The 14,056-nt window shown below is 34.0% G+C and carries 15 protein-coding genes; 12 read left to right on the top strand and 3 right to left on the bottom strand.

The features are described 5' to 3' along the window. Position 1 precedes the first annotated feature (1 nt). Together QMA06_RS09165 and msrA are read left to right on the top strand one after the other, a co-directional pair. A complete protein-coding gene (locus QMA06_RS09165; protein ID WP_290206535.1) occupies positions 2-787 on the top strand; it encodes a zinc ribbon domain-containing protein in 786 nt (261 codons plus the stop codon). Positions 788-955: 168 nt separating this feature from the next. Then, positions 956-1,618 (top strand): peptide-methionine (S)-S-oxide reductase MsrA, encoded by a 663-nt coding sequence (gene msrA / locus QMA06_RS09170; RefSeq protein WP_290206536.1) that lies wholly within the window; start codon positions 956-958, stop codon positions 1,616-1,618. 153 nt (positions 1,619-1,771) lie between these two features. Here msrA and QMA06_RS09175 read toward each other — a convergent pair whose 3' ends face one another. Then, positions 1,772-2,581, bottom strand: coding sequence for a class I SAM-dependent methyltransferase (locus QMA06_RS09175; RefSeq protein WP_290206537.1), 810 nt, complete (start codon positions 2,579-2,581; stop codon positions 1,772-1,774). A gap of 41 nt (positions 2,582-2,622) precedes the next feature. Here QMA06_RS09175 and QMA06_RS09180 point away from each other — a divergent pair, with 41 nt between their 5' ends. Continuing rightward, positions 2,623-3,306 (top strand): hypothetical protein, encoded by a 684-nt coding sequence (locus tag QMA06_RS09180; RefSeq protein ID WP_290206538.1) that lies wholly within the window; start codon positions 2,623-2,625, stop codon positions 3,304-3,306. A gap of 133 nt (positions 3,307-3,439) precedes the next feature. On the opposite strand, the gene QMA06_RS09185 is transcribed toward QMA06_RS09180, so the two are convergent. Next, positions 3,440-4,852 carry a sensor histidine kinase gene (locus QMA06_RS09185; protein WP_290206539.1) on the bottom strand — a complete coding sequence of 471 codons (1,413 nt, stop codon included), beginning with the start codon at positions 4,850-4,852 and terminating at the stop codon, positions 3,440-3,442. 153 nt (positions 4,853-5,005) lie between these two features. Between QMA06_RS09185 and kynU the strand changes: the two genes are divergently transcribed. From kynU to QMA06_RS09230, 9 genes are all read left to right on the top strand, one after another. Further along, positions 5,006-6,277 carry a kynureninase gene (kynU, locus tag QMA06_RS09190; RefSeq protein WP_290206540.1) on the top strand — a complete coding sequence of 424 codons (1,272 nt, stop codon included), beginning with the start codon at positions 5,006-5,008 and terminating at the stop codon, positions 6,275-6,277. Next, positions 6,270-7,667 carry an FAD-dependent oxidoreductase gene (locus tag QMA06_RS09195; protein WP_290206542.1) on the top strand — a complete coding sequence of 466 codons (1,398 nt, stop codon included), beginning with the start codon at positions 6,270-6,272 and terminating at the stop codon, positions 7,665-7,667. Before kynU ends, QMA06_RS09195 begins: the two co-directional genes overlap by 8 nt. A gap of 306 nt (positions 7,668-7,973) precedes the next feature. After that, a complete protein-coding gene (locus QMA06_RS09200) occupies positions 7,974-8,411 on the top strand; it encodes a RidA family protein (protein WP_290206543.1) in 438 nt (145 codons plus the stop codon). Positions 8,412-8,475: 64 nt separating this feature from the next. Continuing rightward, the gene (locus tag QMA06_RS09205; protein ID WP_290206544.1) at positions 8,476-9,918 is read left to right on the top strand and encodes an aldehyde dehydrogenase; all 1,443 of its coding nucleotides are present in this window, start codon (positions 8,476-8,478) and stop codon (positions 9,916-9,918) included. A 115-nt stretch (positions 9,919-10,033) separates the two neighbouring features. Next, positions 10,034-10,816: an SDR family oxidoreductase gene (locus QMA06_RS09210; RefSeq protein ID WP_290206545.1), complete on the top strand. Its 783-nt coding sequence runs from the start codon at positions 10,034-10,036 to the stop codon at positions 10,814-10,816. A gap of 215 nt (positions 10,817-11,031) precedes the next feature. Next, complete coding sequence (locus tag QMA06_RS09215) at positions 11,032-11,568, top strand: 3-hydroxyanthranilate 3,4-dioxygenase (RefSeq protein ID WP_290206546.1); 537 nt, start codon at positions 11,032-11,034, stop codon at positions 11,566-11,568. Positions 11,569-11,609: 41 nt separating this feature from the next. Continuing rightward, on the top strand, positions 11,610-12,737 hold the full coding sequence (locus tag QMA06_RS09220) for an amidohydrolase family protein (RefSeq protein ID WP_290206547.1): 1,128 nt from the start codon (positions 11,610-11,612) through the stop codon (positions 12,735-12,737). Positions 12,738-12,791: 54 nt separating this feature from the next. Further along, positions 12,792-13,022 carry a hypothetical protein gene (locus QMA06_RS09225; protein ID WP_290206548.1) on the top strand — a complete coding sequence of 77 codons (231 nt, stop codon included), beginning with the start codon at positions 12,792-12,794 and terminating at the stop codon, positions 13,020-13,022. Between the two features lie 34 nt (positions 13,023-13,056). Beyond that, on the top strand, positions 13,057-13,698 hold the full coding sequence (locus QMA06_RS09230) for an O-methyltransferase (RefSeq protein ID WP_290206549.1): 642 nt from the start codon (positions 13,057-13,059) through the stop codon (positions 13,696-13,698). Between the two features lie 3 nt (positions 13,699-13,701). On the opposite strand, the gene QMA06_RS09235 is transcribed toward QMA06_RS09230, so the two are convergent. Next, positions 13,702-13,992, bottom strand: a complete 291-nt coding sequence (locus tag QMA06_RS09235) for a Sec-independent protein translocase subunit TatA/TatB (RefSeq protein ID WP_290206550.1) — start codon at positions 13,990-13,992, stop codon at positions 13,702-13,704. Between the last annotated feature and the right edge of the window lie 64 nt (positions 13,993-14,056).

The raw sequence follows: 14,056 nt of genomic DNA on the forward strand, positions 1-14,056 counted from the left end.
TATGGCAAAAAAAGCTGAACTTTCTGTTGAAGAGCGATTAAGAGCACTGTATGATTTACAATTAATTGACTCTAGAGTAGATGAGATAAGAAATGTCAGAGGCGAGCTTCCTTTAGAAGTTAGAGATTTAGAAGACGAAGTTGAAGGACTTAACTTAAGAATGGATAAGCTAAATGATAGCTTAACTATTATTGACGACGAGATTAAAGGAAAGAAAAACTTAATCGAAGAAGCAAAAAATTTAATTAAAAAATACAGTGAGCAGCAAAAAAATGTTAGAAATAACAGAGAATACAACTCACTGACTAAAGAAGTTGAATTTCAAGAACTAGAAATTCAACTAGCAGAAAAACACATTAAAGAATTTAAAGCTCAGATAGAACAGAAAAAAGAAGTGATTTCTGATACTAAAGAGCGCTTAAAAGATCGTAATGCACATTTGAAGCACAAAAAAGGTGAGCTAAACGAAATTTTGAAAGAAACTGAGAAAGAAGAAGAAGCGCTTAATGATAAATCTTTAGATTATCAGAAGAAAATTGATGAGCGTTTAGTGAAAGCGTACCACAGAATTAGAAATAATGTAAAAAATGGTCTAGCTGTTGTTGCTATTGAGCGCGGAGCTTCAGGAGGATCATTCTTTACTATTCCACCTCAAGTTCAAGTGGAAATTGCTTCTCGTAAAAAAGTAATTACAGATGAGCATAGTGGACGTATTCTTGTAGACGCAGCATTAGCTGAAGAAGAAAAAGCAAAAATGGATAAATTATTTGCTAAACTTAGCAAGTAAAATTCTCTACAATACATAATATTAAAGCCTTTGCATTTGCAAAGGCTTTTTTTTTATTTAAGAAAAATTTAGAATATTTTAAATTAAGGATTTAATACTTATTACGACTACGATAATAATAGATTTGTTTAATTAAAAAAAAGTCCGTCTCCACGGAGTATTAAAAAGATGAAAAAATTATTAAGTATATTAACCATTACCTTCTTATTCAATTGTCATAATCAAGCACAGAACAATCCCAAACAACAAGCGATCATTGATGCAGAACCCATGGAGGTGCCTCTAATTGATGGAAAAGCGAAAGCCTATTTTGCTAGTGGATGTTTTTGGTGTGTAGAAGCTATTTATGAAAGTGTTAAAGGTGTCGAAGAATCCATTTCGGGTTATGCTGGGGGATTTACAAAAAACCCAACCTACGAAAAAAGCAACACAGGTAGTACTGGACATGCAGAAGCTGTAGAAATTATTTATGATCCAGAAATCGTAAGTTTTGCAACATTGGTTGACGTTTATTTTGGATCTCAAAACCCAACGCAAGTTAATGGCCAAGGACCAGACCACGGTTCGCAATATCGCTCTATCATTTTTTATCAAAATGACGAACAGAAAAAAATTATTGAAGAGAAAAAAGCGACTTTATCAAAAAAGTTAGACGCTACAGTCGCGGCTGAAATATATCCTTTTCAAAAGTTTTGGGTAGGTGAAGACTACCACCAAAATTATGAACGTAGAAACCCGAATAATGGATATATTAAAAATGTATCCATCCCGAGATTAAATCGATTTAAGGCTAAGTTTCCTGAGTTGTTAAAGCCTGATGCCAAGCATTAATATAATGGATCTGTCGGTTGTAGAAAATCTACAGGATTCTAAATATTTTCAAAGATTCAGACCTAGTCGTTAAAAAACTACTAGGTCTTTCTTTAGAGACCTAAATGTTTGGAAAACCTTTGTTAATTCTTTCGTAGTTGCTCTTCAAATGAACTAAAGTGGACTTTTCTTGGTCGCCTTCAATTCAAAAATTAACGGGAACAATTGATTTTCCTGTTTATACATTCCTGCTTCCGTTTTATTTAAATTTGGAAAGATATCATAGGGGCTTTCATCATATTCATTTAAATAATCAATTTCTAAGCCGGCTTCAATAAGAGAATTAATCACTTCGCTTAAACCATGATTCCAACCATATTCCTTGCTTACCATTTTTGAATCTTGATTGGCATACGTGCCTTCATATTCATCGTAAATTACTTCTTCTTGGTTATAATGGTATTTCATTTCAGCTTTGGCTTTTTCATAATTAAACATCCATACGATAGGATGAAATTCTACGATATAAAACGTACCTCCAGTTTTCAGTCGTTCAGCAATCATCTTTGCCCAAGGCTTTAAATCTGGCAACCACCCTATTGTTCCGTAGCTCGTAAAAACAATATCAAATGTTTTACAAATATGTTTAGAAGTATCTAAGACATTGCAACAAACAAACTTAGCATCTAAATTTAATTTTTCGTTTAACTGTTTGGCCAATTTTATGCCTTCATCACTTATATCTACACCTACACACTTTGCTCCCAACCTGCTCCAACTTAATGTATCTTGTCCAAAATGACATTGCAAATGCAATAGCGACTTATTTTTCACAGTTCCTAAAGCTCTTAATTCGTAAGGCATTAACGATGATTTCCCAGCATTAAAGTCCTCTAAATTATACATTTCACTTTGTACATGTATCTCAACTTTTTTATTCCAGGTATCTTTATTTACTTCAAAATAATTAGTGTTGTCGTCCATCGTTAGTTAATTTTGCCTGTAATTTAAGACAACTTTTTAATATGAAGACATTATATATAAGTTTGTTTTGCATACTACTGGCGACATCTTGTAAATCGGATAAAACTGAAAATGCTATTTCTGATAAAGAACAAGAATTATCAATTGGAGAAAAAATAGCCAATGCCCATGGGTTTGAAAATTGGAAAAATGTATCAGAAGTAACGTTCACATTCCAAGTTGATAGAGACACTATTAAAGGTAATGGAAGAACTTGGGTATGGCATCCTAAATTAGATAAAGTAAAAATGACTAATAAAGACACGAGTATTGCATATAGTAGAAGCAAAATGGATAGCACACATGTAAGCGTAGATCAAGGATTTATTAATGACAAATTCTGGTTACTAGTCCCTTTTCAATTGGTTTGGGACACGACTGCTACTATTTCAGACCAGACAACGGCAGAGGCTCCAATTAGCAAAACTAAATTAAATTTAATCACCCTTACTTATCCTAATGAAGGTGGTTATACTCCTGGTGATGCTTACTACATATATTTTGATGACAATTACCTAATAAAAGAATGGGTTTTTAGAAAAGGTAACACAGAAAAACCTTCACTAACCACAACGTTCGAAAACTATAAAGATTACAACGGTATTAAAATAGCCACGGATCATAAAATGGAAGGCGGTAATTGGAACCTAAATTTCACAGATATAACTATTACTTTGGATGAATAGAAATATAACTTATTTTTACAATCTATAATGTAAGATTCGCGATTGGGTTTAGCCTAAAACGCATAGCTTACATTTTCCGCCATTATGGCGTCTATATATATTAAAGCACTTTTACATTTAGGTTAAAAGTGCTTTATTTTGTTAAGTCATCATCCGTTTGCAGCTCGCTTCGCAAATTTGAAACAATACTAAATGAAAACGTCGAACCTTCATTCTCTTTACTAACCAGTGTCAAATTACCACCTAACAGTTTCACATGGGCTTTTGCAATTGACAAGCCAATTCCTGAACCATGTAAAGCATTTTTATTTGTAATATCTACTTGATAAAACGGATTAAAAATAGTTTCTATCTTATCTTCTGGTACTCCAATACCTGTATCTTCTATAGAAAATTTTATCATAGAATCATTAAATGAAGCCTTCAAAATTATGCTATCATCTTTTGAGGTAAATTTTATAGCGTTCTCTATTAGATGTTTTAGAACTACTGCAATTTTCGCTTGATCTGATTCAATTATTTTTTGTTTTTCTGCAATTCTAATTTCAATACTAAACTTTACTTCTTTTAATTCAGCCTCCGGTAAAAACTGCTCATAGATCGTAGTAACAGTCTCATATATATCGAAGGAGGTAACATTAATTTGCATTACCCCAGTTTCAATTTTAGAAATATCTAAAATACCTGTAATAACATCTAGTAATTTTGAACCATTTTGCTCAATTACTTCCACAAATTCCTTAAAATCATTGTCGTTCTCAGTAACATAATCTTTTAAAAGCTCTGCCGATCCTAAAATGCCGTACATCGGTGTCCGTATTTCATGACTAATGTTAGCAAGAAAAGCAGTCTTCAACTGGTCGGATTGTTCTGCTCTTTCCTTTGCGATAATTACATTTTTGTGTTTTTCAATAAGTGCTTTTTGTAATTTATTCTCTTTTAAAAGTGCTGCATGTAATTGATCAATTAAAAATGAAATTGAAAATACAGTTAACAAACCAAAGAGTATATTATTAATAAATGTAATTAGTAAAACTTCGAATTTCGTATGATTAAATAAGCTAAGATTGATCCATTTAAAGTGATAGCACAAAAGTATCAAACTGTATAAAACAGTTATTAAAACCACCGAAACAACCCCTGCTCTTCTACCATTATACAACGTTATAAATATGCTATACACAAAGAGTAAAGTGGTACCATTTCCATGTAAACCTAAATCTATAAGTAACGCCGCAGAAAGCATAAAAAAGTTAGCGGAAAACAAGAATTTTCGCAATTTTAAGGATACTCCTTTAATAACAGTGGTAATCACAATTATTAGTATAGCAAAAGTATCAATGTAAAAAACAAACCATCTTTCTAAAATAATGGCCATGGTAGCACTAGGCAAATACGACAATAATCCCAATACTAATGTTAAAAGCAATATGGAAATAAACAATCTATCTCTAAAATAGAGCAGATCTTCATTTTTGGGATGCAGGGAAAACCCACAATAATTACTATACTTTTGAAGTAGTGAAGACCACAGTTTTTTCAACATTAAAATTTTAAGTTTGTTGATGATACATGCTTATAGCTCAGGCGCAAAATTAATCTAAATCCTATAACTAAAACTCAATTTTACCACAAATTCAGTAAAAGGATTTCTCAAATAAATAGCTTATTTTTGTTACAATCCGAAAAACCTTTCAAATTGTCCAATTATAAACTAGGTCTCAATTATGCAAAACAACAAGACCAATTAGACGAATTATCGCTCTACAGAGCACAATTTCATATTCCAAAAGACCCTGACGGAAATGAACTTATATACCTCTGTGGCAATTCACTCGGTTTACAACCAAAATCAACAAAATCATACATTGATCAAGAGTTAGAAGACTGGGCCAATCTTGGAGTTGAAGGACATACCGAAGCAAAAAAACCTTGGTTACCCTATCATGAGTTTTTAACAGAAGCTACGGCAAAATTAGTGGGAGCAAAACCCATTGAAGTGGTCACTATGAATTCCCTAACGGCCAATCTTCATTTTATGATGGCTTCGTTTTACCAACCCACCAAGGAACGTTATAAAATTCTTATTGAAAGTGACGCTTTTCCCTCAGATAAATATGCCGTAGAATCGCAATTAAGACATCATGGTTTTGATGATAAAGAGGGTTTGATTCTTTGGAAACCTAGAAAAGATGAAGAATTATTACGTTATGATGATTTAGAATCTATACTAAAAAAACATGGTAACGAGATAGCGTTAATTATGATTGGTGGTGTAAATTATTATACTGGTCAGTTTTTCGATTTTAAACGCATTACAGATCTTGGACATAATTACGGTTGTAAAGTTGGTTTTGATTGTGCACATGGAGCCGGAAACGTTAATTTAGATTTACATAATTCTGGTGCGGATTTTGCAGTTTGGTGTACCTACAAATATATGAATTCAGGACCAGGAAGTTTATCTGGTTGCTTTGTCCATGAACGACATGCATACAATCAAAACCTCAACAGGTTTACAGGTTGGTGGAGTCATAATAAAGCGACACGTTTTAATATGCGTCGTGAATTTGATGTTATACCAGGAGCAGAAGGTTGGCAACTTAGTAATCCACCTATTTTGTCAATGGCCGCAATTAGAGCTTCATTAGACATGTTTAACGAAGTTGGACTTGAAAAATTAATAGAAAAGTCTAAAAATTTAACCGGATATCTTGAATTTTTATTGAAACAATTAGGTGAAGATACCATTAGAATTATCACCCCAGAAAATCCCGATGAACGTGGTTGCCAATTATCAATTCAAGTGTTAAAAGCGGACAAATCTTTACACCATAAATTAACAGTCGCTGGGGTAATTAGCGATTGGCGAGAACCAGATGTGATAAGATGTGCACCTGTACCATTGTATAATTCATTTGAAGATGTGTATAATATGATCGATAAATTGAAAGCTATTTTAAATGAGTAACAAAAAACAAAACATATTAATAATTGGAGCAGGGCTTTGCGGAAGCTTATTAGCTTTGAGATTAGGACAAAGAGGCTATAATGTTACAGTATTTGAAATGCGACCAGACCTGAGAACAACAGATATTTCAGCCGGAAGGTCCATAAATTTAGCATTTTCAGACCGCGGAATTAAAGCAATGAAGCTCGTTGGCATAGAAGATAAAGTAAAAGAATTATGTATTCCAATGAATGGAAGAATGCTTCACGACAAGGATGGCAATACCTTTCTATCGAATTATAGTGGAAAAGACTATGAATTTATCAACTCAATTTCGAGAGGAGAGCTCAACGGTTTATTACTAACTGAAGCCGAGAAACACGACAATGTTTCTATTCACTTCAACAAAAAATGCAAATCTGTTGATTTTGAAAAAACCACCGCTTTATTTCAAGACTACATTACAAAAGATGAATTTGTAGAAGATGCCGATTGTATTATTGCCACCGACGGAGCTGGCTCTGCTCTACGCAAGAGTTATTATTTAGCTAAAAAATTCCTGTTCAGTTTTTCGCAAGATTATTTAAGTTATGGTTACAAGGAATTATCTTTTTTACCAACTAAAACCGGTGATTACAAAACTTATAAAAACGCCTTACACATTTGGCCACGAAGCAGCTTTATGCTCATAGCCTTACCAAATTTGGATGGTAGTTTTACCGTTACCTTGTTTTTAAGTTATGATGAGGGTGAATACAATTTCAATAATTTAACCACACCAGAATTGGTCACGGAGTTTTTCCAAAAAGAGTTTCCAGATGCACTAGAAATTATGCCGAATTTAGTCGATGACTTTTTTGAAAATCCTACGGCAGCTTTAGGAACGGTAAAATGTTCCCCTTGGCATTACAAAGGAAACACATTATTAATGGGCGACGCCGCACATGCCATAGTTCCGTTTTATGGACAAGGAATGAATGCGTCATTTGAAGACGTCGTTGAATTCGATAAAGCACTAGACCAACATCTAGACAATTGGGAACAAATATTTAAAGCTTACGAAAAGAACAGAAAGAAGGACACTGATGCTATTGCAGATTTAGCTATAGATAATTTTCACGAAATGAAAGGACATGTTGTAAATCCTATTTTTCAAGAGAAGCGAAAAATTGAAATGGCATTAGAAAAAGAGTTTCCAAAAGAATACTCTTCCAAATATAGCTTGGTAACATTTAATGAAAATGTTGGCTATAGACAAGCCATGTTAACAGGAAGAGCTCAGGACAAAGCTATTTTAAATATGCTAACCGATGGCATTATTTCATCTCAAGACGATTTAAAATCTCTTTTAGAAAAAGTAAAAGTGGAAACGGAGGCTATTTTAGAAGATGACAGAATTGCTGGATTGTAGTTGTTAGCAATTATAAAATAATTTGAATTAAAATATTGATTATCAATTATTTATGTCCCATATAAATTTATAAAATTCAACATCAAAATTCAGAAATTAGGAAGAACGCAAATGAGAGGCGTAGCCTCAAGCACGAAGTTCTGAAAGTGAAAAGTACTTTAGGAAATTCCTAATTTTGATTGTAAGTTTTAGTTCGTTATTTACTGAAACATATTTAAAAGGGCTCTTGATGTGCTTCGCAGTTGCATTAAGGCAAATGAATAGAATTAACAAAAAAAATTTCTGAAAGACTAGAATGACAAAATTATGAGTAATTCAAAAAATAAGATTCCTGCTTCCTCAGGTACCGGAGTAACACCAAGAGGAGCATATCCACACATAAAACAAGTCGGCGATTTTATCTTCGTTTCAGGAACTAGTTCTCGACGGGCAGATAACTCTATTGCCGGAGTAGATATCATCGACGAGATGGGAACCAAGCACCTAAATTCTGAGGTACAAACAAGAAAGGTTTTACAAAATATCGATAGAATCTTAAAAACAGTAGGTGCCTCACTAAAGGATGTAGTCGATGTAACCTCTTTTTTAGTCAGTATGAATGATTTTGCAGGCTATAACAAAGCATATGCAGAATTTTTTGACGAAGATAATGGCCCAACCAGAACAACGGTTGCCGTACACCAATTACCACATCCTGATTTGGTGGTTGAGATAAAAGTTATGGCTTATAAGAAAAAAGACTAAAGAAAAGAAGCTTACCGGTTTCAAACACCAGTGTAATCTAAAACGTTTAAACCTTTCTGAATTCGTGGCAAGAATAAAAAACTACATAAACGGAAATTTTCAAAACCCAATTCTAGATAATTGGTTAGATAATTACAATCCATCAAACGGAGAAGTTTACGGACAGATCCCAAATTCTTCAAAAGAAGATGTTGAAAAGGCATATACTTCTGCAAAATCTGCTTTTAAGCTGTGGTCGCAAACCACGTTGGAAGAACGCAGCAGAATTCTCATTAAAATTTCAGAATTATTAGAAGTTAACTTGCAACGTTTTGCAGAAGCGGAAAGTTTAGACAATGGTAAACCTCTGAATTTGGCTAAAGTAGTTGACATTCCAAGAGCTGCCAGTAATTTTCGATTCTTTGGCAATGCCATTACTCAATTTGCAAGTGAAAGTCATGAATCTGTCGGACATCAGGCCATTAATTATACTTTGCGCCAATCGATTGGCGTTGTAGGCTGTATTAGTCCTTGGAATTTACCACTTTATTTGTTTACATGGAAAATCGCGCCAGCTCTAGCCGCAGGAAATTGCGTCATTGCCAAACCAAGTGAAGTTACCCCAATGACGGCCTATTTATTAGGAGAAATTTGTAACGAAGCCGGTTTACCTGAGGGCGTATTGAATATTGTTCATGGTTTAGGAACGACCACAGGACAAGCTATAATTGAGCACCCAAACATCAAAGCTATTAGTTTTACAGGAGGTACAGCTACAGGAGCACACATTGCGAAAGTCGCTGCTCCAATGTTTAAAAAATTGTCACTAGAATTAGGAGGAAAAAACCCAAACATCATTTTTGCTGATTGTGATTATGAGGATATGCTAAACACTACAGTGCGTTCCTCGTTTGCCAATCAAGGTCAGATCTGTTTGTGTGGCAGTCGTATTTTTGTGGAAGCTTCTATTTTTGAGAAATTCAAAAAAGACTTTGTTGAAAAAGTAAGACAGCTAAAGGTTGGGCATCCTTCAAACGACGACACTAATATTGGAGCCTTAGTGTCAAAACCTCATCTTGAAAAAGTAAAAGCCTATATTGATATCGCAAAAAATGAAAATGGAACGGTTTTATGTGGCGGAAATGAGGTCTCAGTGAAAGGTTATGAAAACGGCTATTATTTAGAACCAACTGTAATTGAAGTGACCAGTGATGAATGTCGTGTAAACCAAGAAGAAATTTTTGGACCAATCGTTACCATAATGCCTTTCAATACAGAAGATGAAGTTTTGGAAATGGCGAACAACGTTAAATATGGGTTATCAGCAACACTTTGGACCAATGATTTAAAACGCACTATGAAACTAAGTAACCAATTACAAACCGGAATTGTTTGGGTAAATACATGGATGATGCGCGATTTAAGAACCCCTTTTGGAGGTGTAAAAGCTTCTGGTGTAGGTAGAGAAGGAGGTTTTGAAGCCTTACGATTTTTTACGGAGGCAAAGAATGTTTGTATAAAGTATTAACCAATTCCTGCGATTGCAGGAATCTCATGAATTAAAACGAAATTAATAATCATACGTTATACTGAACATAATTCAGTATCACTTTTAAAAGATTCCTGCTTTTGTAGGAAATGTTATGGATTTACAACTAAACAACAAATACGCATTAGTCTGTGGAAGTACCGCAGGAATAGGAAAAGCAACAGCAATGGCAATGGCAGCAGAAGGTGTTCAAATAACATTAATTGCTAGAAATGAAGACAAACTAAAAGCCACACTTTCAGAATTGCCACAACAGAGAAATCACGACTATATTGTTGCAGATTTTTCAAATCCTATGGAATTAAAATCTAAAGTTTTAGATTATATTTCTAACCATCATGGTTTTCATATTTTGGTGAACAATACAGGAGGCCCAAAAGGTGGTCCTGTATTTTCGGCTGAAATAGATGAGTTTGAATCGGCTTTTACGCAACATTTAAAATGTAATCATATATTGGCACAAACCATTGTTCCATTTATGAAAGAAGAAGGTTATGGAAGAATCGTTAATGTGATTTCGACCTCTGTAAAACAACCTTTAGATGGCTTAGGTGTTAGTAACACTATTCGTGGTGCCGTAGCTAATTGGAGTAAAACTTTGGCAAATGAATTGGGACCATACGGAATTACAGTAAATAACGTATTACCAGGAGCTACTGGCACAGACCGATTAGCCGAAATAATTAAAAACAAATCTGCTAAATCTGGTAAAACAGAAGAAGAGTCTACAAATGCTATGAAAAGCGCTGTCCCTGCAAATCGTTTTGCTAAACCAGAAGAATTAGCTGCAGCGATTACATTCTTAGCAAGTGAACGTGCCGCATACATTAATGGTATTAATTTACCTGTTGATGGCGGTAGGACTAAGAGCTTGTAACCTACCCTAACCTTTCTTGAGAATCAGGGAAACTGTTGCGGCAATTCAAAATCAAAAAAAATAGACCTTACAGGTTTTCAAAACCTTTGAGGTCTTTGTATATTAGTGAAAATTATTTTTTAATAAATACTCTTAATTTGCCCGAGTAAGAGTTCCTTTCTAAAGCTTGTGCTGAGCGCAAGGGATAAGGAAGGTTAGGATGGGCTTTTCATAATATGAGTAAAATTTATCCCCCTATAAACTTTAAAGCGTGGATCGAAGAGAACCGACATTTACTTAAACCACCTGTGGGCAATAAAGTGGTTTGGAAAGATGGTGAGTTTATCGTTATGGTCGTTGGTGGACCAAACAGCAGAAAAGATTATCATTATAATGAAACCCCAGAGTTTTTTCACCAAATTGAAGGTAACATGATTTTAAAAATCATTGATAATGGTGAACCAAAGGACATTCATATTAATGAAGGAGAAATTTTTCTCTTACCGCCAAAAGTACCGCATTCGCCTCAACGTGGAGCAAATACAGTAGGTTTGGTTATAGAATATCCTAGAGAAAAAGGGGTGACAGATGCTTTACTTTGGTTTTGTGAAAATTGTACCACTAAACTCTACGAAGAAGATTTTACAGTGGAAAATATTGAAACAGATATGCCTAAAATTTTCGACAAATACTATGGTGACAAAGACAAACGAAAATGTCCTAATTGCGGTGAGATTATGGAACCACCTAAGAAAGTTGAAATAGACAATTAAAAGCCCTTTTTTATTTCCCAAAGAGGGAAAAATTAGAAATTATGAAAGACAACACAAATAGTTCTTCCCCCTCGAAGAGGTTAGAAAGGTCTCGTAAGCTAAGAATAAACGGACACTCCCATCTTCTACCCTATCCTGAGCAAATACCAGAATTCATGAAAGATAAAGGGATCTTCTGGGTGGATAAGGATCGGAAATTTATGCTTCAAAAAGATTGGAATAGACCCATTACAGATTCTAGTTTTTTCTTGGATGAGAAATTAGCTTGGATGGAGCATTTCAAAATAGATCATGCTGTGGTTTTAAATTTATCTCAACTTTACGGAAATGGTTTAAGACTAGAGGAGATGAAGCAAGCCTTACGATTTCAAAATGATTTTAATGCTCGTATTCAACATGAAAATCCAAGTAAATTTACTTGCGGCTTTGTTGTTCATCCTGGATTTGTTAGAGGAGCTTGTTGGGAAATTGAACGTTGTGTTGAAGTTTTAGGCATGCAACTTCTATGTTTACCTACCCATTATATGGATACCATTGGAACATGGCGATGCATCTTTGATGAAGAAAATGAACCTATCTTTGAATTGGCCAACAAATATAATCTTGCCGTTGAAATTCATCCCTACGATGGAGAAAAATTCATAAAATTAGAAAATACCTCTTGGCGTTTTCATCTCATCTGGATGTTAGCACAATGTGCAGATGCTTATCATTTTTTAACTTTAAATGGTTACTACGAAAAGTATAAAAATATGCGTGTTTGTTTTGCTCACGGCGGACAATTGGCACAAATTAACTTAGGAAGACGAATACAGGGTTTTGATGGGCGTGCAGATTTATTTGAAGGGAAAAGTCATCCGAGAAAAGCCGTAGGACATAAAAATATTTTCTTCGATACGTTGGTCCACGATACCGGTGGTTTAGAATTACTTATTAGAAATCAAGGGTCTAAACAAGTTATTATGGGATTAGATGATCCTTATCCATTAGGTGAAATGGAGAGTGAAAAACAATCGTCTTATCCAGGTAAAATTTTAGATTTAGCTGCAGAACGAAACATAATAACAGAACCAGAACGTGATGCCATCTGGGAAGACAACGTGCTTCAATGGTTATGTGGAGATGATGACGCTGCTAAACAAAAACTAATTACACGAATTACATCATAATAACGTTTGAACAAAAAATTGTTCTTATTTAAAATCTAATTAACTACTTGATTTATGAAAAAAATTGGAGGTTACTTAATCATTATCGGTTTGGCTTTAATTATTCTGCCTTACTTTGGTTTAACCATTATGTTTTTAGGTGAAATTGATGAATTAGGTGTAACCGCCGCTTGGGCCATAAAAATTGGTCTTATAGTATTTGGTGCTGCTTTATATTTTATGGGAAATTCTGCTAAAACCAATCAAAACGAAATAAACGTACCTCATAAAGAAACTACTGAGTAATATGGCATTCATTTTTCTAAAACTATTTTTTTAAATGTATTTCTTACCTGAAAATTTAGACAATTACGTTGTTGCTCATTCTCAACAAGAGCCAGAATTATTACAACGGTTAACAAGAGAAACTTACCAGAAAGTATTGCAGCCTATTATGCTCAGCGGACCATACCAAGGGCGTGTGTTAAGTATGATCTCAAAATTAATTAGACCAAAATCTATTTTAGAGTTAGGTACATTTACTGGGTATTCAACATTATGCTTAGCAGAAGGATTGAAACACGATGGAGAACTTCACACTATAGATATAAATGAAGAATTGGTAGATTTTCAACGAAAATATTTTGATCAATCAAGTTTTGGAAAGCAGATTATTCAACATACTGGTAGTGCCTTAAATATCATTCCAAAACTAAACCAAACGTACGACCTAGTTTTTATAGATGCCGATAAACCAAACTATTCTAATTATTTTCACTTAATAATAAATAAATTGAAGCCAGGGGGCATCCTACTCTCAGACAACGTATTATGGCACGGAAAAGTTGTTGAGCCATTAGATGACAAAGATAAATCTACTAAAGCTGTTTTGGATTATAATACACTTCTAAAAAACGATGACCGTATAGAAACTGTGCTTTTACCTATAAGAGACGGCTTAACGATTAGTCGAAAAAAGTAAGCATTATTTATTACGTTTTAATGACCCCGTAAAGTCTTCTAGATCATCTTTAACTTTATTGATTTCATCTTGAATATCCTTGGTGGTATCCGTATCAATAATATTATTTTCTTTAGCACTTTTTGTAACTTCATGTTTAATATCATTAGTAGCATCTTTTAATTGACGCATACCTTTACCTAAACCACGCGCAATTTCGGGCAGTTTATCTGCTCCAAAAACTAGCACTACGACAAATAACACGAATATTATTTCTGTACCTCCAATGAATAATAATGTAAGCTGCTGTATCACGATGCAAATATAGTTAGTTTATAAAACATAAGTACCAAAACAAACCTTTAATAACTGAGTGAAA

The sequence above is a fragment of the Winogradskyella bathintestinalis genome (genome assembly GCF_030407435.1).
Lineage (GTDB): Bacteria > Bacteroidota > Bacteroidia > Flavobacteriales > Flavobacteriaceae > Winogradskyella > Winogradskyella bathintestinalis.